17 protein-coding genes, 1 tRNA gene and 1 pseudogene are annotated in these 22450 nt (G+C 63.9%); 12 read left to right on the top strand and 7 right to left on the bottom strand.

From position 1 onward, the window contains the following. Positions 1 to 174 precede the first annotated feature (174 nt). On the bottom strand, positions 175 to 318 hold the full coding sequence (locus tag ACLNGM_RS13775) for a DUF1127 domain-containing protein (protein WP_090959969.1): 144 nt from the start codon (positions 316 to 318) through the stop codon (positions 175 to 177). 317 nt (positions 319 to 635) lie between these two features. Here ACLNGM_RS13775 and ACLNGM_RS13780 point away from each other — a divergent pair. From ACLNGM_RS13780 to clpX, 6 genes are all read left to right on the top strand, one after another. Then, positions 636 to 719 (top strand) — tRNA-Leu (locus ACLNGM_RS13780). A 244-nt stretch (positions 720 to 963) separates the two neighbouring features. Then, entirely contained in the window at positions 964 to 2103 is a 1140-nt protein-coding gene (locus tag ACLNGM_RS13785) for an acyltransferase family protein (RefSeq protein ID WP_416355360.1), read from the top strand. A gap of 299 nt (positions 2104 to 2402) precedes the next feature. After that, positions 2403 to 3761 carry a trigger factor gene (gene tig / locus ACLNGM_RS13790; protein WP_416355361.1) on the top strand — a complete coding sequence of 453 codons (1359 nt, stop codon included), beginning with the start codon at positions 2403 to 2405 and terminating at the stop codon, positions 3759 to 3761. 184 nt (positions 3762 to 3945) lie between these two features. Further along, complete coding sequence (locus ACLNGM_RS13795; protein WP_416355362.1) at positions 3946 to 6366, top strand: mechanosensitive ion channel domain-containing protein; 2421 nt, start codon at positions 3946 to 3948, stop codon at positions 6364 to 6366. A 139-nt stretch (positions 6367 to 6505) separates the two neighbouring features. Further along, positions 6506 to 7138: an ATP-dependent Clp protease proteolytic subunit gene (locus ACLNGM_RS13800; RefSeq protein ID WP_055884034.1), complete on the top strand. Its 633-nt coding sequence runs from the start codon at positions 6506 to 6508 to the stop codon at positions 7136 to 7138. A gap of 242 nt (positions 7139 to 7380) precedes the next feature. Beyond that, positions 7381 to 8649, top strand: coding sequence for an ATP-dependent Clp protease ATP-binding subunit ClpX (gene clpX / locus ACLNGM_RS13805; RefSeq protein ID WP_055884037.1), 1269 nt, complete (start codon positions 7381 to 7383; stop codon positions 8647 to 8649). 291 nt (positions 8650 to 8940) lie between these two features. Here clpX and ACLNGM_RS13810 read toward each other — a convergent pair whose 3' ends face one another. Further along, complete coding sequence (locus ACLNGM_RS13810) at positions 8941 to 9045, bottom strand: hypothetical protein (protein WP_416355363.1); 105 nt, start codon at positions 9043 to 9045, stop codon at positions 8941 to 8943. Between ACLNGM_RS13810 and lon the strand changes: the two are divergent. From lon to ACLNGM_RS13825, 3 genes and pseudogenes are all read left to right on the top strand, one after another. Beyond that, a pseudogene (gene lon / locus ACLNGM_RS13815) lies at positions 9002 to 11320 on the top strand (endopeptidase La); the annotation flags it as partial. The gene ACLNGM_RS13810 and the pseudogene lon sit on opposite strands and share 44 nt — an antisense overlap. Positions 11321 to 11490: 170 nt before the next feature. Further along, a complete protein-coding gene (locus ACLNGM_RS13820; protein ID WP_090959956.1) occupies positions 11491 to 11802 on the top strand; it encodes an HU family DNA-binding protein in 312 nt (103 codons plus the stop codon). Positions 11803 to 11951: 149 nt separating this feature from the next. Further along, entirely contained in the window at positions 11952 to 13097 is a 1146-nt protein-coding gene (locus tag ACLNGM_RS13825; RefSeq protein WP_416355364.1) for an amidohydrolase, read from the top strand. Positions 13098 to 13121: 24 nt separating this feature from the next. On the opposite strand, the gene ACLNGM_RS13830 is transcribed toward ACLNGM_RS13825, so the two are convergent. Then, entirely contained in the window at positions 13122 to 14162 is a 1041-nt protein-coding gene (locus tag ACLNGM_RS13830; protein WP_416355365.1) for an HWE histidine kinase domain-containing protein, read from the bottom strand. 119 nt (positions 14163 to 14281) lie between these two features. On the opposite strand from ACLNGM_RS13830, the gene ACLNGM_RS13835 reads away from it, so the two are divergent. Then, a complete protein-coding gene (locus ACLNGM_RS13835) occupies positions 14282 to 14605 on the top strand; it encodes a BLUF domain-containing protein (RefSeq protein ID WP_416355366.1) in 324 nt (107 codons plus the stop codon). A gap of 46 nt (positions 14606 to 14651) precedes the next feature. Here ACLNGM_RS13835 and ACLNGM_RS13840 read toward each other — a convergent pair whose 3' ends face one another. The 4 genes from ACLNGM_RS13840 to ACLNGM_RS13855 form a co-directional block, all read right to left on the bottom strand. Further along, on the bottom strand, positions 14652 to 15398 hold the full coding sequence (locus ACLNGM_RS13840; RefSeq protein WP_416355367.1) for a superoxide dismutase: 747 nt from the start codon (positions 15396 to 15398) through the stop codon (positions 14652 to 14654). Between the two features lie 94 nt (positions 15399 to 15492). Next, positions 15493 to 15996 (bottom strand): copper chaperone PCu(A)C, encoded by a 504-nt coding sequence (locus ACLNGM_RS13845; protein ID WP_416355368.1) that lies wholly within the window; start codon positions 15994 to 15996, stop codon positions 15493 to 15495. Between the two features lie 84 nt (positions 15997 to 16080). After that, positions 16081 to 17445, bottom strand: a complete 1365-nt coding sequence (locus ACLNGM_RS13850) for a PepSY-associated TM helix domain-containing protein (protein ID WP_416355369.1) — start codon at positions 17443 to 17445, stop codon at positions 16081 to 16083. A gap of 133 nt (positions 17446 to 17578) precedes the next feature. Then, positions 17579 to 17968 carry a hypothetical protein gene (locus ACLNGM_RS13855; RefSeq protein ID WP_416355370.1) on the bottom strand — a complete coding sequence of 130 codons (390 nt, stop codon included), beginning with the start codon at positions 17966 to 17968 and terminating at the stop codon, positions 17579 to 17581. 271 nt (positions 17969 to 18239) lie between these two features. Between ACLNGM_RS13855 and zwf the strand changes: the two genes are divergently transcribed. Together zwf and ACLNGM_RS13865 are read left to right on the top strand one after the other, a co-directional pair. After that, positions 18240 to 19760, top strand: a complete 1521-nt coding sequence (zwf, locus tag ACLNGM_RS13860) for a glucose-6-phosphate dehydrogenase (RefSeq protein WP_416355371.1) — start codon at positions 18240 to 18242, stop codon at positions 19758 to 19760. Continuing rightward, positions 19757 to 22438, top strand: a complete 2682-nt coding sequence (locus ACLNGM_RS13865) for an MGH1-like glycoside hydrolase domain-containing protein (RefSeq protein WP_416355372.1) — start codon at positions 19757 to 19759, stop codon at positions 22436 to 22438. The genes zwf and ACLNGM_RS13865 overlap by 4 nt, the downstream gene beginning before the upstream one ends. Positions 22439 to 22450: the final 12 nt, after the last annotated feature.

Raw genomic sequence — 22450 nt, forward strand, 5'->3', positions numbered from 1 at the left:
GCGCTTGATACCATTCGCGGCGCGTTCACGAAACACCCCCAAACGACGACACCCGCCGGGGGAGGACCGGCGGGTGTCGTGTGTCAGCCTGCGAATGGGAGGAGGAGATCGCAGGCTCTGATCCGCTCGGGCCCCTTGGGAGGAGAATGGGCCGTCGCGAAAGGAGAGATCGTCTTAGCGGGTCGCCTGACGGGCCAGCGTGCGGATATCGGAGCGAGCAATGCCGAGGTCGGACAGCTCGCGGCTCGAGAGCCTGTTGAGCTCCGCGCAGGTCTCGCGGTAACGGCGCCAGTTGTTGTAGGAGCGGACGATGTTCATGGTTCTGCCGATGGCTGATACGTTGTGACTGGGAAGCTCGGACCCATTCGCCTCGCTTCGATGTAAGGGATATAATCGGTTTAGACCGACCGAGTTAGGCAGTTGATCGCATGGCAGCCTTGCGGATTGTGCAACGCACAATCGACGAGGGTCGGTTTTCGGGAAAGAGTTTCTTAACTGTTCGGTGCAGCGATGCGGGCGGCGTCGAACGCGGCGTGTTCCGCTGGACATCGGGCGTCGACGTTTTCGCCTTGGCTGTGCCGGACGCTCGATGCTATAGCGGCCCGGCGTGCTTCGCAGGCCGGGCGCGCAGGCGTGCGGGTGTGGCGAAACTGGTAGACGCACTAGATTTAGGTTCTAGCGCCAAAAGCGTGGGGGTTCGAGTCCCTCCACCCGCACCACGTGCCTTGGCTGCGTGCCAAGGACCAGTGAGGTAGCCGTCTTTACGCACTAATGTTGTGCTCGGCAGTCTTCAGATTCGCCCGTGTTTCGCCTAGCGTAGGCGAGCTCTCAGGTGTTCACTGCGACATACTGATGACAGTACGGCGCACTATGAATGTATCCGGCGAGGTGCAATGGCTGAATAGTGGACTGGCAAGCTTGAGTTGTGTCATCTGATCCCAAGGGTGGCGGCGGGGACGGCAGATGGAACAGCGTGGGCATTTGGGAGCGTTGACCGGTCTTCGGTTTTTTGCTGCCGCTGCTATCGTCCTGCATCACATATCCGGTCGTTTGATGCCGGATGACAGTTGGAACGCCGGCGGAAGTCTCGCCCAGGGCGTCTCGATCTTCTTCGTCCTATCCGGTTTCATACTGGCATACCAATATCCTGCGGTGAATGGTCCAGCCGCGGCGGCGAAGTTTCTGTACGCTCGCGCTGCTAAAGTATTCCCGTCTCACCTCGTCATGCTGTCGATCTGGCTCCTCGTGTTCGGCTTCGACGGAAGCCCATTCAATTTGTTTTTCAATCTATTCCTGCTTCAAAGCTGGGTGCCCTCCGGCGATACATATTTTGCCTACAACAGTGTGAGCTGGAGCCTTTCTACGGAGATGGCGTTCTACGCAGTCTTCCCACTCCTGATGTATCGCGTTCGGCATTTCTGGCCTGCGTATCTCGGTTTCACCGTCTTTCTTGCGTCCGTGTGCGTTCGGGTGGCCAACGGGTGGGCGCTCCCCGGATACGTACCCGGGTCGGCCGCCGCCGATTATCTTGGTGTCGTCATGGTCAATCCCGTTGCCCGCATTTTCGAGTTCTGTTGCGGGATCGCAGCCAGTGTTTTCTTCCGATCCCGCAGTGCGCGACTGACGCGGAGTGCTTTTTCGGCGTCGGCCTTGGAGCTCTGCGCGATCCTACTGGTCGTCTTCAACCTGACGATTGCGCGAGAAACGCTGTTTTCGCTGTTGCCGAATTGGGGCGCTGCCGGATCTTTCTGGTTTGGAAACAGTCTCGCGCCCGCCCTTCCTGCGGCTCTTCTGATCTACGTACTCGCTCGAGGCGAAGGGGTAATCTCGCGTTTTCTGGCATGGCGGCCGATGCGCTATCTGGGTGCAACGTCATTTGCCCTGTACCTGACGCATCCACTCGTCGCCTATCTTGCGGAAGTCCACGTCGACGAAACGCTCGCTCTCCCTGTATTCCTTTTAGCTTCGCTTTTAGGCTCATTCCTGCTGCATGAGCTGATCGAGTTACCTGCTCAGCGCTTCTTGCGAGGTGCCAGAAAATCAAGCCGGAGCCCGACACAGGGCGCAGACATACCGGCTGTTCCAGTCGTTCAGTCGAGCTGACGACCCTTGCTGGGTCATGAGCAGACGTCTTCACGGGTCGCCCGGCGGGGCGCATCGGGTGATGGATCGATCGGGTGGGGGAGCTTTCTGTGATCTAGGCGGCATGCTCCATGCCTCTTGATCCCCTAAGGGTGCTCAACTAAAAGGCCGGGATGGCCGGGTGGCGGGTGTTGCGTTCCGACAGCCCGCGGCGTTCAGGTCCGGTTCTTCCGGCCCGCGCCTGCTCGGCAACAACGAGATTCAATCAGGATCGGCGGCGGGTCTCAAGGGCCGCCGGTCGAGACCATGAAGGGTTGACGATGCAGGTTAGGGAAACCAAGGCCGAAGGCCTGAAGCGCGAGATCGAGATCGTCGTGCCGGCGTCCGATCTGGAAGCGCGTCTGCAGACTCGCCTCTACGAGATCAAGGATCAGGTCAAGCTCAAGGGCTTCCGCCCCGGCAAGGTGCCGATGAGCCACATGCGCAAGTCGTATGGACGCGCGGTCATGGCCGAGATCGTCAACCAGATCATCAACGAGACCCCGCGCTCGGTGATTGCGGAGCGCAACGAGCGCTCGGCGATGCAGCCCGAGATCCAGATGACAGAGGACGAGGGCGAGGCCGAAAAAGTGCTGCGCGGCGAGAGCGACTTCCGCTTCACCGTCGCCTACGAGACCCTCCCGTCCTTCGACCTGAAGGAGACGGACGGCATCAAGATCGAGCGTCCGGTCGTCGAGATCGGCGACGACGAGGTCGAGGACCAGGTCAAGCGCATCGCCGAGAGCGCCCGCACCTACCAGCCGAAGGACGGCGCTGCCGAGAACGGCGACCGCGTCACGATGGATTTCGTCGGCAAGGTCGACGGCGAGGCGTTCCAGGGCGGATCGGCCGAGGACTCCAACCTCGTGCTCGGGTCGGGCCAGTTCATCCCGGGCTTCGAGGATCAGCTGGTCGGCGTGAAGGCCGGCGACGAGAAGACCGTCAACGTCAAGTTCCCCGAGGACTACGGTGCCGCTCATCTTGCCGGCAAGGACGCCGAGTTCGCGGTGACCGTGAAGGCCGTTGCGGCGCCCGACGCGATGGAACTCGACGACGAGCTCGCCAAGAAGCTCGGCCTTGAGTCGATTGCTCGCCTGCGCGAGATCGTTCGCGGCCAGATCGAGAGCCAGTTCGGCCAGGCGACGCGCCAGAAGGTGAAGCGTCAGCTCCTCGACCAGCTCGACGCCGAATACTCGTTCGAGCTGCCGGAGAAGCTCGTCGAAGCCGAGTTCAACAACATCTGGAATCAGGTGTCGCGCGAGCTCGAGCAGAGTGGCAAGAGCTTCGAGGACGAGGACACGACCGAGGAGAAGGCGCGGGCTGAGTACCGCAAGCTAGCCGAGCGTCGCGTTCGTCTCGGTCTCGTCCTCTCGGAGATCGGCGAGAAGGCCGGCGTGACGGTGTCGGATGAGGAACTGCAGCGCGCGGTGATCGACCAGGTCCGTCAGTACCCAGGCCAGGAGCAGCAGGTCTACGACTACTTCCGCAAGACGCCGGAAGCGATCCAGAGCCTGCGCGCCCCGATCTACGAAGAGAAGGTCGTCGATCACCTCCTGTCGACGGTCGCCGTCACCGACAAGACCGTGAGCAAGGACGAACTCATGAAGGACGACGAGGACGAGCTGTCCTCGGCCGCCTGATTTCGAGCAGCGTCGCATCGGAGGCCGCCCATCGGGGCGGCCTTTTTTGTTTGCCCCTGCGTGGAGAATACCGCCATCGCCATGGCATGGTCGCATCCGGACTCTAGTTCGGGTGGCGAACCCCCCGGGCGCCCATTTTGAGCCGCTTCGGCGAAGAACCATGCCCGCCACGGACCGGAGCTCCATGATCCGACACACCGGTGCTCGAGCGCTGCTTCTCGCGCTTTGCTTCTCGCTCGCCTCAATGATCGCGTCGCAGCCGATCATGGCGCAGACATCGACCCTGCTTCCTTCGCTTCCTTCATCATCCTCCGGATCCCAGAGTGGCGAAGGAACCGTCAGCACCGACCAGCGGGAAGGGATCGACGACCTTATCCGCATCCTTGAGACGGAGGCGACACGCAACCGGCTGATCGAGACGCTGAAGGCGAGTGCCTATCAGGCGCCGGAGAAATCGGCCGCTTCGGAGACCCCGGTTCTCTCCGGCGATGGCGATCTCGCCCAATCCGTGCCCGCTCATCTCGCGTCCTACACCCGATCGGCCGTCGCGGCTCTCCAGGACGGTACGACGGAGATCGCGGGTCTGATCGCTCAGGCGGGCACCTTCTTGTCGGGTGCGCAGGCCATCAACCTGCCTCGAGTCTGGCAGGCGATCCTCCCGGTGTCGACGATCGCGATTGCGACGCTGCTCGCGCTCGCCGTCGTGTCATGGCCGCGACGCCGGCTTGTCGAATGGCTCGGCGCAAGGGCGAAGCCCAAGGCGCCCGTGTTGCGATTGTTTCTTGCCGCCGTCGCCATGCTGGCCGACGCGCTCACGGTCATCATCGCCGTCGCGGCCGGCCATGCCACGTCGCTGGTGCTGTCTGGTGGTCCGCCCGACATCAACGAAGCGCTGTTCCTGAACGCATTCGCTCTGACCGAACTCGTCAAGGTTGGTCTCGCGGCCTTCGTCGCGCCTTTCAATCCGCCGCTCCGTCTGACGCCCTTCAGCGATGGTCAGGCGCGATACTGGTATCGGCGATTGGCGCTGGTGATCACGCTTCTCGGCTACACCTTCCTGTTCGTTGCGCCAGTGGTCCAGTCGATCTCCAGCATCGCCGCCGGCAACGCCGTCCGCTTCCTCGTGGTCACGGTCGCGTATCTGTTCACGCTCTGGCTGGTTCTGGCGAACCGGGAGCGGGTGAAGAAGCGGTTGCAGCGCGCCTATCGGGAAGGCGCCCGCAATCCGCAGGCTCGGGTTCATCACCTTCTCGGACAGCTCTGGTGGCTTCTGGCGGCGTGCTTCATCAGCGCGCTCTTCGCCCTTTGGATCAGCAGCCCGCGCAACGGCTTCCAGTTCATGCTCGCGGCTTCGCTGATGTCGATCGCGGCGATGGCGATCGGTGGACTGGTCGTATCCATCCTGACGAAAATCATCGCGCGAGGCATCCGCGTCTCGGCTGGGACAAGCGAGCGCTTTCCGCTTCTGGAACGCCGTATCAACGGCTTCATCCCAAAACTCCTCCTGATTCTCCGGATCATCGTGATCGCGGCGGTGATCGCGGTCATTCTGCATGCCTGGTCGATCATCGATCTGGAAACCTTCGCTTCCAGTGACGTTGGTCGTCGGATGATGAGCGCGTTGGTCGGAGCCCTGGTGATCCTGACCGTCGGCTTCGGTATCCACCTCGTCTTTTCATCGTGGGTCGAATACCGCCTCAATCCGAACTTCGGTTCGGTGCCGACGGCGCGGGAGCGCACTCTCCTGTCGCTGTTCCGAAACGCGCTGACGATCGCGCTGGCGTTGATCGTCATGATGCTGGTGCTCTCGCAGATCGGCATCAACATCGCGCCGCTCCTCGCAGGTGCCGGCGTCGTCGGCCTCGCGGTCGGTTTCGGTGCGCAGAAGCTCGTTCAGGACATCATCACCGGCGCTTTCATCCAGATCGAGAATGCACTGAACGAGGGCGATGTCGTCCAACTCGGTTCCGTGTCCGGTGTCGTCGAGAAGCTGACGATCCGCTCGGTCAGCCTCCGATCCCTCGATGGCACCTACCATCTCATTCCCTTCTCGTCGGTCGATCAGGTCGCCAACATGACGAAGGACTTCTCGAACTTCGTCGCCGACGTCTCCGTCGCCTACCGGGAGAAGGTGGACGAGGTGAAGACGGTGATGCTGGACGCCTTCGATCGCGTACGGCAGTCGCCGGAAGGGACCAGCATCATCGCCGACTTCGAGATGCTCGGCGTGGAAACGCTCGGCGACAACGCCGTCGTGGTTCGCGGCCGCGTCAGGACCCTGCCGGGCAAGCAGTGGGGGATCGGTCGGCTTTACCGGGAAGTCATCAAGGAACTGATGGACGAGCGCGGGATCGAGATTCCGTTCCCGCAGACGACCGTCTGGTTCGGTGAGACAAAATCGCACGAGGCGCCGCCCTTGCGCCTCGCGGGGGTGACTGCGGTCGAGCCGGCCGGCGGCGTGCCGCCGACTGAAGATCCTGCGGCGGCGTCTGCGACGCCGACCGATCCGTCCAGGCTGAAGACCGTCACGCGAAACCCCGATGGTACCATCATCCCGCCGGACCCGAAGGAAGACCACGACGACGACGGAGATCCGTCCCGCTGAGGGCCGGGCTCGCGCGGGGCTGCCGCGCGAAGGGGCGCCTTCTTGCGCAGGCCGCCCCGCGCGCCCTATCTAGGCAAGCGGAATACCGAGCCTGATTCGACCGACACGGCGTCGGCCAGCCCCTTCACGAGAGACCACCATGAAGCATCCCGTCGAGACCATGATGAACCTTGTTCCGATGGTCGTCGAGCAGACGAACCGGGGCGAGCGGGCCTATGACATCTTTTCCCGTCTCCTGAAGGAGCGCGTGATCTTCATCACGGGCCCGATCGAGGACGGCATGGCGACGCTCGTCTGCGCCCAGCTGCTGTTCCTCGAGGCCGAGAACCCGAAGAAGGAGATCGCTCTCTACATCAACTCGCCGGGCGGCGTGGTGACGTCGGGCATGGCGATCTACGACACCATGCAGTTCATCAAGCCGGCCGTCTCGACGCTCTGCATCGGCCAGGCCGCTTCGATGGGCTCGCTGCTTCTCTGCGCCGGTCACAAGGACATGCGCTTCGCGACGCCGAACGCCCGAATCATGGTGCACCAGCCGTCGGGCGGCTTCTCCGGTCAGGCGTCGGACATCGAGCGTCACGCGCTCGACATCATCAAGCTGAAGCGCCGGCTCAACGAGGTCTACGTCCAGCACACGGGCCAGGATTACGAGACCATTGAACGCACGCTGGACCGTGACCATTTCATGACGGCGGACGAGGCCAAGGATTTCGGTCTGATCGACAAGGTTCACTCGACCCGCGAGGCGGTCGAGGCGGCCATCTCGTCCTGACGTGAGACGCGCAACCGTCCTTGAAGTCGCCACGAGGCGGGCTTAGCCTCTCAGGCTCGCCTCTCTTAAGCGTCGATCAAGGATAGCGTCGCTAGACTGTCACGGATGCGAGAGGGCCCGAGGCCGGAACCGCGTCCGCGGCGGGCGGTTGCTTTGTTCGCGGTGCAGCATAGGATGAGTCACGGGTCACTCGACCTATCTCCGGACCTCCACGTCCGAGGTACGGAACGGAAGGAAGAACGATGAGCAAAGTGAGCGGCGGCGACAGCAAGAACACGCTCTACTGCTCTTTCTGCGGAAAGAGCCAACACGAAGTCCGCAAGCTGATCGCCGGGCCGACGGTCTTCATCTGCGACGAGTGCGTCGAGCTCTGCATGGACATCATCCGGGAGGAGAACAAGTCCTCCATGGTGAAGTCCCGCGAGGGCGTTCCGACCCCGCAGGAGATCATCAAGGTCCTCGACGACTACGTCATTGGCCAGTCCTTCGCCAAGAAGGTCCTGTCGGTCGCGGTCCACAACCACTACAAGCGCCTCGCCCACGCGTCGAAGAACAACGACGTCGAACTTGCGAAGTCCAACATCCTGCTGATCGGCCCGACCGGCTGCGGCAAGACGCTGCTCGCCCAGACGCTCGCCCGCATCCTCGACGTGCCCTTCACCATGTCGGACGCGACGACGCTGACCGAGGCCGGTTACGTCGGCGAGGACGTCGAGAACATCATCCTCAAGCTTCTGCAGTCGGCGGACTACAACGTCGAGCGCGCGCAGCGCGGCATCGTCTACATCGACGAGATCGACAAGATCAGCCGCAAGTCCGACAACCCGTCGATCACCCGTGACGTGTCGGGCGAGGGCGTGCAGCAGGCGCTTCTGAAGATCATGGAAGGGACGGTCGCGTCCGTGCCTCCGCAGGGCGGCCGTAAGCATCCGCAGCAGGAGTTCCTGCAGGTGGATACGGCCAACATCCTGTTTATCTGCGGCGGCGCCTTCGCCGGCCTCGACCGCATCATCTCGGATCGCGGCCGCAAGACCTCGATCGGCTTCGGCGCCAATGTCGAGAGCCCCGAGGATCGCCGCACGGGTGAGCTCTTCCGCAAGGTCGAGCCCGAGGATCTTCTGAAGTTCGGTCTCATCCCCGAGTTCGTCGGCCGTCTGCCGGTTCTGGCGACGCTGGAGGACCTCGACGAGCCGGCGCTCGTGCAGATCCTGGTCGAGCCGAAGAACGCGCTGGTGAAGCAGTACCAGCGCCTGTTCGAGATGGAGAACGTCGAGCTCTCGTTCCACGACGACGCGTTGAAGGCGATCGCCCGCAAGGCGATCGAGCGCAAGACCGGCGCGCGTGGCCTCCGCTCCATCATGGAGTCGATGCTGCTCGACACGATGTTCGATCTGCCCACGCTGGAAGGCGTGCAGGAAGTCGTGATCTCGGAGGAGGTCATCGATGGGAACGCGCGGCCGCTCTACATCTACTCGGACCGCAAGGACGAGAAAGAGACCGCGAGTGCCTGACGCACGTTCCAGCCGGATCATCTGAGCTTATCGAGCCCGCTCCGGAGCGCCGGGGCGGGCTTAACTTTTGTAAGAGGCGGTTCTCCGACCGCACCGTTCACCATCGAAGAGCCTGCGGCCGGGTGCCACGGGTTGAACGGAGGGAGAACGGCGACCACATTGCAGTTGCGAAAAGGCCTTTCGATCCGGCGCCAACTGGGCCGATCCGAAAGGGCCTCCGGCGGCTCATGCCGCAGAAAGGACAAGCATGTCAGACCCGACGTTCAAAGCCGACGCGCCTGCCGAGGCCGGTCAGTACCCGGTCCTGCCGCTCCGCGATATCGTGGTGTTCCCGCATATGATCGTCCCGCTCTTCGTGGGGCGCGAGAAGTCCATCCGAGCTCTCGAAGAGGTCATGGGCGCCGACAAGCAGATTCTCCTGGCGACGCAGAAGAACGCGGGCGACGAGGATCCGGCGCCCGACGCGATCTACGATCTCGGCACGCTCGCCAACGTTCTCCAGCTTCTGAAGCTCCCCGACGGCACCGTGAAGGTGCTGGTCGAGGGCGTGTCCCGCGCGAAGATCTCGGGCTTCACTGACCGCACCGACTGGCACGAGGCGAATGCGACCATCGTGCCTGAGGTCGAGGACGACGCGGTCGAGGTCGAGGCGCTGGCTCGCTCGGTGATCTCGGAGTTCGAGAACTACGTCAAGTTGAACAAGAAGATCTCGCCCGAGGTCGTCGGCGCTGCCGGTCAGATCGACGACTACTCCAAGCTCGCCGATACGGTCGCGTCGCATCTGGCGATCAAGATCCCCGAGAAGCAGGAGATGCTCGGGATCGTCAGCGTTCAGGAGCGTCTCGAGCGCGCCCTCAGCTTCATGGAGTCCGAGATTTCGGTGCTTCAGGTGGAGAAGCGCATCCGCTCGCGCGTCAAGCGCCAGATGGAGAAGACGCAGCGCGAGTACTATCTGAACGAGCAGATGAAGGCGATCCAGAAGGAGCTTGGCGACGGCGAGGAAGGCCGCGACGAGCTTGCCGAGATCGAGGAGCGCATCAAGAAGACGAAGCTCTCCAAGGAAGGCAAGGAGAAGGCCTCGGCCGAGCTGAAGAAGCTGCGGCAGATGAGCCCCATGTCGGCCGAGGCGACTGTCGTGCGCAACTATCTCGACTGGCTGCTCGGCCTGCCGTGGGGCAAGGCCTCTAAGGTTCGCATCGACCTTAAGAAGGCCGAGGAGATCCTCGAGGAGGAGCACTACGGTCTCGATAAGGTCAAGGAGCGTATCGTCGAGTATCTGGCCGTGCAGAGCCGTCAGGCTAAGCTCAAGGGCCCGATCCTGTGCCTCGTCGGCCCTCCGGGCGTCGGCAAGACCTCGCTCGCCAAGTCGATCGCCCGTGCAACCGGACGTGAGTATGTTCGCATGGCGCTCGGCGGCGTGCGCGACGAGGCCGAAATCCGCGGCCACCGCCGGACTTATATCGGGTCCATGCCCGGCAAGGTCATCCAGTCGCTCAAGAAGGCCAAGAGGAACAACCCGCTCTTCCTGCTCGACGAGATCGACAAGATGGGTCAGGACTTCCGCGGCGATCCGTCGTCGGCACTGCTCGAGGTGCTCGATCCGGAGCAGAACGCGACGTTCATGGACCACTATCTGGAGGTGGAGTACGACCTCTCGTCCACGATGTTCGTGACGACGGCCAATACGCTCAATATCCCGGGTCCGCTTATGGACCGCATGGAGTTGATCCGGATCGCCGGCTACACGGAGGACGAGAAAATCGAGATCGCGAAGCGGCACCTCCTGCCGAAGGCGATCAAGGATCACGCGTTGCAGCCGCACGAGTTCTCGGTCAGCGAGGACGCGCTGCGCGACATCGCCCGTCGCTACACCCGCGAGGCCGGCGTGCGCTCCTATGAGCGCGAGCTGTCCAAGCTGGCGCGAAAGGCGGTGACGAGCATCCTCAAGGGCGAGGTGACCAAGGTCGAGGTGACGGCGGCCAATCTCGCCGACTATCTCGGTGTGCATCGCTATCGCTACGGCGAGGCGGAAGCCGAGGATCAGGTTGGCGTGGTGACGGGTCTGGCCTGGACCGAGGTCGGCGGTGAACTGCTGACGATCGAAGGCGTCATGATGCCGGGCAAGGGCAAGATGACGGTGACGGGCAACCTGAAGGACGTGATGAAGGAGTCGATCTCGGCTGCTGCCTCCTATGTCCGCAGCCGCGCCATCGAGTACGGCATCGAGCCGCCGCTCTTCGACAAGCGGGACATCCACGTCCACGTGCCGGAGGGTGCGACGCCGAAGGACGGCCCGTCCGCCGGTATCGCAATGGCCACCGCCATCATATCGGTGATGACGGGCATCCCGGTTCGGCGCGATATCGCCATGACCGGCGAGGTCACGTTGCGGGGCAGGGTGCTGCCGATCGGCGGCTTGAAGGAGAAGCTGCTTGCGGCTCTTCGCGGCGGAATGACCAAGGTTCTGATCCCGGCCGAAAACGCCAAGGATCTGGCCGACATTCCGGACAACGTGAAGAACAACCTCGAGATCGTTCCGGTCTCCCGGATGGGCGAGGTGCTCCAGCACGCGCTGGTTCGCATTCCGCAGCCGATCGAGTGGACCGAAGAGGATGCCGCGGCTCACCTCGCCAAGCAGAAAGATGATTCGCAGGGTGCCATCGCGCACTGAGGTCTCCGGCACCGTCAAAAACGCTCAGAATGCCGCCCTCCGGGCGGCATTTTTCGTTCGGGGCCCTTGTTTTGGTGGGTTTGGGACCATCTCGACCTTGAAGGCCGACCATCTTTTCCGCAGTGTACCTCACCGAGTCGGTGCGACTAATTCAACGCTGGAGACTGTGTATGAACAAGAACGAACTCGTCGCCGCGGTGGCGGACAAGTCCAAGCTTTCGAAGCAGGATGCCACCACTGCCGTCGATGCCGTCTTCGACGCGCTGCAGGACGCCATGGCCAAGGGCGACGACGTGCGCCTCGTCGGCTTCGGCACGTTCTCCGTTTCCCACCGCGCGGCATCCAAGGGCCGCAACCCGTCGACGGGCGCCGAGGTCGATATTCCGGCCCGCAACGTCGCCAAGTTCACCCCGGGCAAGGGCCTGAAGGACGCTGTGAACGTCGAGGCCGCGCCGAAGGCGAAGGCCGCCAAGGCCAAGTAAGTATCCGATATCGTTGGGAGCGCCCTGCGGCGCTCCCATTCTCGAGACCGAAAGTCGGCAGCTTACACGACGGCGGCCTGCGCCTCGGTTCGTTTCCCGGTCGCAGCCCATGTGCTGCGGCGGTCCCCTTCGATGCGAGCGAGTTGCCCATGCGGCTGGACGATCCCCACCTGTCGGAGATCGTGGCGCTGCGGCGCACCCTTCATTCGGACCCCGAGGTCTCGAACAACGAAGTTCGTACCGCTCGGGCGCTCGCGGAATACCTCGGTCAGTGTGAGCCGGACGAGCTTCTCACCGGTCTAGGCGGGAATGGCGTTGCCGCGACATTTCGAGGTGGCAGCGAGGGACCGACCGTCCTGCTACGATCCGAACTCGATGCGCTTCCGATCCAGGAAATTGGAGATCGATCCCACCGGTCTCGGCGCGACGGAGTAGGGCACCTTTGCGGCCATGATGGCCACAGCGCCATCCTTGCCCTCTTCGCCCGACGGCTTGCCGAGCGACGGCCCGAGCGAGGCCGGGTCATACTCCTATTTCAGCCTGCCGAGGAAACGGGAGAGGGCGCTGCGCGCGTCATCGAGGATCCCCGCTTTTCCGCCATTCGGCCGGACTTCGCCTTCTCCCTACACAATCTTCCGGGGCTGCCGCTCGGCGAAGTCGCTCTTCGTGACGGGCCGGTCAACTGCGCGTCCCGTGGCCTGCGCATCGTTCTAACGGGGCGCACGGCGCACGCTTCAATGCCATGGGACGGCGTTTCCCCCCGGACGGCACTGACGCATTTGCTGGAAGTGCTGCCGGAACTGAGCCGTGGACGCGAGTTGGATGATGCCTTCAGACTGGTGACGGTCACGCATGCCCGCCTCGGCGAGGCGGCATTCGGCATCGCACCCGGACACGCGGAGATATGGGCGACGTTGCGCACGCTGCGGGACGGTGGGATGTCGGACTTGTGCGGCGAAGCCGAGGCGCTGGCAAAGCGGGCGCCCGCCGGGCACGGCCTTTCGATCGATATCAGCTACCACGATGTCTTCCGGCACTGCGAGAACCATCCGGATGCAGTGCGCATCCTGCGCGCGGCATTGGATGCGCAGGGCGTGCCTCACTCGCCGGGGCAGCCGATGTATCCGTCGGAGGATTTCGGCCGGTTCGGCGATCACGCCCGCTCCGCGATGTTTTTCCTTGGGGCGGGGGTCGATCACCCACGCCTGCACAATCCCGACTATGATTTTCCAGACGAACTTATACCGATCGGGACGGGCGTGTTCGAGCGGGTCGTGCGGGACCTTCTCGGCTAGTGCCGAAAGGGCCGCCCTGTGATGTCAGGGAAAGGTCCAACTCGTAGCTTCGCGCGCCAGGGGCTGAAGGGGTGCGCGAAGGCGAAACACAAAGCCGGATGCGTCGAAGTCGATCGTCGCGGTGCCCCCGAATTCCGCCGCGAGAACTCGCTCGACGATCCGGATGCCGTAACCGGTACGGGTCGGGCGCGATACGGGCGGACCGTCATGTTCGTACCAGCCGAAATCGAGTTGCTCGTCCTCGATCGCCCAGCGGATCTCGACCGTGCCGTCAGGGTTCGAAAGGCTGCCGTGCTTGATCGCGTTCTCTGCCATTTCGTGGATCGCGAGCGATAGCATGGTCGCGATCCGTGGCTTCAGGCGAACCTCCGGGCCCTCCACCGTGAGGCGCCCTCCAACGCTATCGTGAAGCGGCTCGAGGGCGCCCTTCACGACATCGCTCAGCAATGCGCTCGCCCAGGCTTCCGCGGTCAGGACGTCGTGGCTGCGAGCAAGGGCCTGAATGCGTCCGGACACTGCGGACGCGACATTCGCCGGCACCTTGGCGTCGCGTAGAGTCTGCAGGACGACGCTTTGCACGGTCGCGAGGGTGTTCTTCACCCGGTGATCGAGTTCGCGGTTGAGAAGGAAGCGGTGCTCCTCGGCGCGCTTGCGGTCGGTCACATCGAACTGGGACGCAAAGAAGTGGGCCAGTTCGCCGTCTTGGAACACCGGAGAGACGAGAAGCGCGTTCCAGAAGGTGGTGCCGTCCTTGCGATAATTCAGAAGGTCGATCTCGATCGATTGACGCGCCTCGATCGCCTCACGCAGACGGCCGACATCGTCCCGGTTGGTCGCGGGACCCTGCAGGAAGCGACAGTTGCGCCCCAAGATCTCGTCACGGTCGTAGCCCGTGAGACGGAGAAACGCGTCGTTGCAGAAGACGATCGGGTTGTCTTCCTCGCGCGGGTTGGTGATGATCATCGGCATGCGCGTCACGCGAACCGCGGATGCGAAGGGATCGGCGCTGAGACCGCTGGTGATCTCCAGCTCCCGACCGATGCGCCGGCGTTCCTGCTCTCTCATGTTCGCCTGCGCCCGCTACATCCGTGCCGCGAGCAGGATCTTCTTCGAGCCGCCCGTCTTACCGATTGCTTGCGTGGTTCGGCGTCTGATGGCAATGGTCCAATGGCTCGGAGGCCCGAATGTTTCTGCGTTTAGTCTACGTATCCAACCTTTCCGACGACGTGTCGCACGAAAGCCTCGACGACATCGTCGAGCAATCGTCGAAACGGAACGAGCGGAACGGCGTGACCGGCATGCTCGCGTTGGACGGCAGGCGGGTGCTCCAAATCCTGGAAGGGCCTCCCGAAGCGGTTCAATCGCTCTACGAGCGCATCCGACAGGACACGCGCCACCAGCAGGTTGTTGAGATCGATCGGCGCATGGTGGACGCTCGTCATTTCGGCAGTTGGGGCATGGAGCGACGCAGCATGGTCGACGTCGTGATGCTCGCAATGACGCTCTGAACAAAACGGAGAGCGCCGATCGGCGCTCCCCATCGCTCGGCGCGTCTCAGCCTTCCATCGCCTTGGCGTAGTTCTCGGACACCTTAGTCCAGTTCACGGCATCCCACCACGCCGACAGGTAGTCTGCCCGACGATTGTTGTATGTGAGATAGTAGGCGTGTTCCCACACGTCGTTGCCGAGAACCGGCATGCCGCGCGTCTCCGCGACGTCCATCAGCGGATTGTCCTGGTTCGGTGTCGAAACCACCGCGAGCTTCTTGTCGTCGCCGACGATCAGCCAAGCCCAGCCGGAGCCGAAGCGGCTGGTGCCGGCTGTCTGGAACGCCTTCTTGAACTCGTCCATCGAACCGAAGGACTCGTTGATCGCGCTAATCAGCTCGGCCGACGGCTCGCCGCGTTGACCCTCCGGTGCCATGATCTGCCAGAAGAACGTGTGGTTCCAGTGTCCGCCGGCGTTGTTTCGGATGGCTGCGGGACGTCCGCTGACCGACGCCAGCAACTCCTCGACAGGAACGTTCGCGATCGACGGGTCGGTCTTCGCGGCATTGTTGAGAGCGGTCACAAACGCCTGATGATGCTTGGAGTGGTGCAGTTCCATGGTCTTCGCATCGATGATCGGTGCCAGCGCATCGTAGGAATAGCCGAGTTCGGGAAGTTTGAACGGCTCAGACTGTGCGGCTGTCTCGGCTGTAGCCGGCGCATTCTGCTGCGCGTTGGCGGAATGGATCGGGGCCAGCGCCCCGGCCGTTACGGTGAGGACGGCAAAGGTCGTGCAAAGGGTCAGGCGACGCATGGAAGCGCTCCGTTTGGACGGTAAACCCATTCGCAACGAAGCCTTCCCGCAGACGTTGCAAAAACAAGTCGTGATCGACGGCGCCGGTTCGCGCTTATTGGGCGTGTGCCGTGTGCTCGCCCTTCGCGCCCATGGCGTCGACCTTCAGCTGCACCTCCACCGTCCCCGCTTTCTCGAAGGTCAGATCGAGCGGCACCATCTGCCCCTCCTTGAACGGCTCCTTCACCCCGACCAGCATCAGGTGGAGACCGCCCGGCGCAAGTTTCGCCTCGCTGCCCGGCGTGAGATCGAGCCCGCCTTCGACCTTGCGCATCGTCATCACCCCATCGGTGATAGACATGTCATGCACTTCCACCAAGGTCGCGGCCGGCGAACTGACGGATACCAGTCGGTCCGCGTTCGTGCCGTCATTTTTCAGGACGAGGTAGCCGACACCCGTGCGTGCGCCCGGCGGCATCGCACGGCTCCAGGGATGCCCGATTTCAATCGAGCCGACCTTGTATTCATGAGCCGCTGCGAGGGAGGGCAGGGTGGAAACTGCCCCGAGAGCGGCAGCGGCCGCGACAAGGGACCGAACGGCGGAAGCTTTGTTGGCCATGAGGTGCATCCGGAGAAAAGAGGGTGCGAAACGTGTTGTTCGGGATGAAGGGACAAGGCGTCGAGACCTTGTCCCGTCGAGGACTCATGCGGCGGCAGGGCGGACGAGCTTGCGGATGGCGGTGTCGATGATGAGCATCACAACGAGCGAAGCGCCGACCAGCGGGAAGAGGATGCCGCCGACCGCCAGCAGAGCCAGGAGGCCCCAGAGAGCTCTCGGCTCCTTCGGCATCGGCGGAACGCCCATGGAGCGCGCCGGACGACGCTTCCACCACATGACCCCGGCGGAGACTGCCAGCACGACGTTGCCGATGCAGACCAGCAGGAGGACGATCTGGTTGGCGAGCCCGAACTGTTGTCCAAGATGGACGCTGATGCCCCATTCGAGGGCCTTTCCCAGCGGTCCATAGTTACCGTATCCCATGTCGAGGAGAGGGACGCCGCTGTACTGGTCGAGATGCACGACGCGCTGACTGGCTGCGTCGTCGGGGTAGACCGAGCCGGTGTAAACACCGGTCTCGCTGGTCGGAATGTTCACGGCGTAGCCGCGATGCAGTCCGAGACGGTCGAAGGTTTCGATCGCCTCGTCGAGGCCGATCGGGGACCGCGCGGAAGGCGCCGAGACAGGAACCTGTGCCTGCTCCATCGACCAGCTGGTCGTGCCTGCGTCGCTGAGCTTGGCCTTCGACATGGGAATGTCGACGCGTATGCCGGACGGATAGCCGAAGTTGGAGCCGTTGGCCCACTGGTTCACCTGCCCGCCCCAGACCTGCGACCAGGGCATGCCCGTCACCGCCAGAAAGACGAGGAATCCTCCTACCGCCATGCCGGTGACGGCGTGGGTGTCGCGCCAGAACACGCGTCGCGACGGCGTTCCGCGCACGGAAACGACGCCGCCCTTCTGTCCCCGCGGCCACCATAGGAACACACCCGTCGCGACGAGCAGGATCGACCAGCCGGCCGCGATCTCGATGACTCCACGCGCGATCGGTCCGAAAAACTTGAGGCTGTGGAGCTGACGGATCGTCCACATGACGGTTCCCCGGTCGGGTAGGGCTCCCAGCACATCGCCGCTGAAGGGATCCACGTAGACGGCAAGCCGCTCCCCCGTGTCAGTGCGCACCGTCACTTCGGCGGACGACGTGGGATCCGCGGGGCTCGTGAACTTGACCGCGGTGCCGGGATGGACGGCGAGTGCGGCGTCCACCATCTCCGACGGTCTGACGAGGCTGGCGCCTTCTAGGGCGACCACACGCTTGACGTCGGAATGGATGATCCCGTCGATCTCGTCGCGGAAGAGGTAAAGACCGCCGGTGATCGACAGCGTTATGAGGAACGGCAGGACGAATAGTCCCGCATAGAAATGCCATCGCCAAACGGCGCGGTAGAGGTCGATCGCATTTGTCGCGCGCGCAGTGCGCCCCGGACGATCGAGGGTGAAGTCCGACATGGAGGGTAATCCGGAAGCGGAGAGACGTTGGCCTTGGCCGATGGGCCAGGCATGAGCCATCCACGCCGTTCTGGCCGGCCCGCAAGGGGCGGCGCGAGGGAAATACGATGATGGCTCAAGGCGGAAAGCGGTCTCAGACGGCTTTCGGTGGTCCACGCGCGTTGCGTGGCGTTTCCGCAATGCCGGGCAGGACATCAACGTAACTGCGGAACCTCGGGGCCGCGACGATGAGCCCCCACGGGGTGGCCAGCGGCGCTACGACGACCGGATCAATCAGACCCGCGAACATGCCGCAGGCGAGCGTGCAGCATGCCATGACCTGTGCATGGTCTTGGGCCGGGCGATCGTGGCCTGCGTGCCCGATCTCGGCGCTGGCAAGACAGAGGACGTTGCCGAACTGGTCCCGCCGCACGCTGTCGGCGTTGGCGCCCTGGGACAAGGCCAGCAGCGCGCCATGGACGACGAAGAGCAGTGCGACGATGCGCACGACCCAGTCTGCCCAAACCCTGCGCTGCGCCGTCACCGTCCGATCGCTCCCCGAAAATCCTCTCGACCTCGATAGCACGAGCGATCCGCGCGGGATACGTGGACAAACGGTCCGGGCGAGGCTTCTGTCTTTGGCATTTCCCGGAGGCCGTCTGTGGTCGTCCGCGACAGGGTCGACGCGAGAATCTTGCGTGCTTGCGTGTTTACAGCGCTCGCGAGGCTCCCAACTCCCTTCAGCCTGTCGCAACGATGTGCGACCTGTCGTCTCGCAGCAAGCCGTGCATCGTCCGAATCGCTTGGAACCCCCCATGACCGCACCCGCCGTCGCCCCAGCCTGTACGCTCGTCCTGTTCGGCGCCGCCGGGGATCTGGTGAAGCGGTTGCTGGTTCCCTCGATCTACGACCTCATGGTTTCCGGCGTTCTCGATCCAGACTTTCGTATCATCGGCATCGACCGTGCCGAACTGACCGATGAGACCTGGCGCCAGAACCTCTATGACGCGTTGCATCAGATGGCGGCGGACCCAGCGGCCGAATTCAACGCGGGCTCCATCCGGGAGGACGTATGGCGCGATCTCTCCGGTCGCCTGAGCTACCAGCACGGCGACGTGACGCAGGACGCGACCTATCAGGCTCTCGCGGCGCGAGTGCACGGAAGCGCGATCTTCTATTGCGCGGTGGCGGGACGGTTCTTCGGTCCCATCGCCGACGGGCTTGGAAAGGCCGATCTCCTGCAGGAGAACGCGGGTGACTTCCGCCGCCTCGTCGTCGAGAAGCCGTTCGGCGATGACCTCGCCTCCGCACGCGCCCTCGACGCCAAGATCCTCGGCTGGGCGCAGGAGCACCAGATCTATCGGATCGACCATTTCCTCGGGAAGGAAACGGTCCAGGCGATCATGGCCCTACGCTTCGCGAACCGGATCTTCGAGCCGCTGTGGTCGGCCGAACACCTCGACCACGTACAGATTACCGCGGCGGAGGTTCTCGGCGTCGAGGGCCGCGGCAGCTTTTACGAGCGCACCGGTGCGTTGCGAGACATGGTGCCGAACCACCTTTTCCAGGTTCTGGCGATGGTCGCGATGGAGCCGCCGAAGGATCTCGGCGAGCGTGCGGTTCGCGATGCCAAGGGAAGGGTTCTCGCCGCGGTCCAGCCGGTGAAGCCGCTGGACATGGTGCGTGGCCAGTACGCGGCCGGCACCGTCAACGGCGCACCGCGCGTCGGCTACCGCGAGGAGCCCGGCGTCGATCCGAACAGCCCGATCGAGACCTATGCCGCTCTTCGCCTCGAGATCGCGACACCGCGGTGGCAGGGCGTGCCGTTCTACCTGCGAACGGGCAAGCGCCTCTCCGCGCACCGGACGGAGATCGTGCTCCAGTTCAAGCCGTCCGCGCATTCGATCTTCGGCGGGCAGCCCGAGGCGAACCGGCTGTCGCTTCATATCGATGGCGACAAGGGCCTGCGGACGGACTTCCAGATCAAGGCGCCGGGACCCGGCATGGCGCTGGCCCCGGTTGCCGAGACCTTCATGCACGACGACTTCTTCGAACACGTGCCGAACATCGGCTACGAGTCGCTGCTCTACGCCTGCATGATGGGCGACGCGTCGCTCTTCCAGCGGGCCGACGCCATCGAGGCGCCGTGGGTCTCGGTCGAGCCCGTGCTGGAGGCCTGGAAGACGGGCGAGCCGGAGCTCTATGCTGCCGGTAGCGCTGGACCTGCGTCCGCCGATGCCCTGTTGGCGCGGGACGGCCGCGCCTGGGCCAGTCTTCAGCCGCAGCCCGATGCCAAGGCCGGGCGGCGGATGGCCGACGGGACGAAGGCGGGATGAGCGAGGCGGAGCGTTCGCCGCTCCTCGAAACCGCCGAAGGCCAGCGAATCCATGGTCCCGAACAGGACGCGTGGCGCAGGTGGGGCCCCTATATGGCGGAGCGCCAATGGGGCACGGTCCGCGAGGACTACAGCGCGGACGGCGACGCGTGGTCATATCTTCCACACGATCACGCACGATCGCGCAGCTATCGCTGGGGGGAGGACGGCATCGCCGGGTTCTGCGACGCCGATCAGACCTGGTGCCTGTCGCTCGCCTTGTGGAACGGGGTGGATCCGATCCTGAAGGAGCGCCTCTTCGGGCTGACCAATGCGGAGGGCAATCACGGTGAGGACGTGAAGGAGTTGTGGTGGCATCTCGATGCGATGCCGAGCCATGCCTGGCAGTCGATGCTCTACCGATATCCGCAAAGGCGGTTCCCTTACGAGGACCTCGTGGCGGAGAACGGACGAAGACGCGGAACCGTGGCACCGGAATACGAACTGTCGGACACCGGTGTCCTGGCCGACGACCGCTTCTTCGATGTTCAGGTCGACTACGCCAAAGCCGCTCCGAACGACATCCTGATGCGCGTGACCGTGGTGAACCGCGGGCCGGAAGGCGCCGTCCTCCACGTCCTCCCGCAACTCGTTGCCCGCAATACGTGGAGCTGGGAACCCGCTGCGCCCAAACCCTCGATCGGGCCGGCGGACGGTGGCTCGGTGATCGCCTCCCATCCGCAGCTCGGTCATATGCGGCTTTCGGCGCTTCAGCCGGCGGACTGGCTGTTCTGCGAGAACGAAACCAACATCCGTCGGCTCGATGGGGCGTCAACCGAAGGCGCGTTCAAGGACGCGATCAACGACCATATCGTCGGCGGGCGTGTTGCCCCGTTGCCAACCGCTGGCACGAAATGCGCCGCCCTCTCGGTCCATGACATTCCCACCGGGGGCCACGTCGTTCTGCGGTATCGCTTCGCGCCCAATGATGCCGAGCGGCTCGACGAGGCTACGATCGAGCGGACGTTCGCTGAGCGCCGGGAGGAATGCGACGCGTTCTTCGCCGTCCTGCAGGCGGCGATCGACGACGCGGACGCGCGGTTGGTTCAGCGACGGGCGCTGGCGGGCCTCCTGTGGTCGAAGCAGGTCTACCGCTACGACGTGAAGCGCTGGCTGGATGGCGACCCGTCCGAGCCGGCACCGCCTGCGACGCGCCTCGACGGACGCAACGCCGATTGGACGCATCTCGATGCGGCTGACGTGATCCTGATGCCGGACACGTGGGAGTATCCATGGTTCGCGTCCTGGGATCTTGCCTCTCATGCCATGGCGGCGGCCATCGTCGACCCCACGCTCGCCAAGCGGCAGCTGCTGCTGCTTACACGTGACTGGTACATGCATCCGAACGGCCAGCTTCCAGCCTACGAATGGAACTTCGGCGACGCCAATCCACCCATCCAAGCCTTTGCCGCCCTGCGCGTGTACCGCATGGATGCCGCGCTCACCGGTACGCCCGATCGAGACTTCCTCGAACGGCTGTTCCACAAGCTGATGATCAATTTCACCTATTGGGTGAACCAGAAGGATTCACAGGGGCGCAACCTCTTCCAGGGCGGCTTCCTCGGGCTCGACAATGTCGGCGTCTTCGATCGTTCGCAGCCGATCCCGGGCGGTGGCATGCTCGAACAGGCGGACGCGACGGCCTGGATGGCCATGTACGCGCTGAACCTCATGCGCATGGCGCTGGAACTGGCCGACGCGGACGCGGTCTACGAGGACATCGCCTCGAAGTTCTTCGAGCATTTCCTCGTCATCGCTTCGGCCATGACCCATGTCGGCGCCTCCGAGGCGGACAAGGACAGCGGCGAGGGACGGGGCCTGTGGGACGACGAGGATGGCTTTTTCTACGACGCCCTGATCCTGCCGGATGGCTCCGAGGCGACGCTGCGGGTGCGCTCGCTCGTCGGACTGATACCGCTTTGCGCGGTCGAGGTGCTCGATGCCGGACTAGCGGAGCGATACCCCGACTTTGCCCGCCGGCTCGACTGGATGCTGCGTCATCGCCCGGATCTCACCATGCAGGTTTCGCGGTTCGCCGAACCCGGAAAGGACGCGCGCTTCCTCCTGTCGCTTCTGCGCAGACAGCGCATGTCGAGGCTGCTCGCCCGCATGCTGGACCAGAACGAGTTCTTGTCCCCCTTCGGCGTTCGCTCTCTGTCGAAGGCCCATAGGGACGCTCCGTTCGCCATGGAACGCGACGGGACGCGTTTCGAGGTGCGCTACGAGCCCGCCGTCTCGACCTCCGGCATGTTCGGCGGCAATTCCAACTGGCGCGGGCCGGTCTGGATGCCGCTCAACCTCATGCTCGTCGAGTCCATCCGCGAGTTCGCCCGCTTCTATGGCGACGAGTTCGGCCAGGAGTGCCCGACGGGCTCCGGCCGCATGGCGACGCTGACGCAGATTGCCGACGAGCTTTCGACGCGTGTCTGCGCTCTGTTCGCCCGACATGAGGATGGGACGCGCCCGGCGCTCGGCGGTCCGGCCCCTCGCGGAGGGGCGGACGATGTCGAACTGATCCAGTTCAACGAGTTCTTCCACGGCGACACGGGACTGGGGCTCGGCGCCAGCCACCAGACCGGCTGGACGGCGCTCGTCGCGCTCCTGCTCCAGAAGACCGCTGCGCACGCGGAAAAAACGTAGAGCCGGAGCGTT

It is taken from the genome of Aureimonas phyllosphaerae (assembly GCF_047943035.1).
Taxonomy (GTDB): domain Bacteria; phylum Pseudomonadota; class Alphaproteobacteria; order Rhizobiales; family Rhizobiaceae; genus Aureimonas; species Aureimonas phyllosphaerae.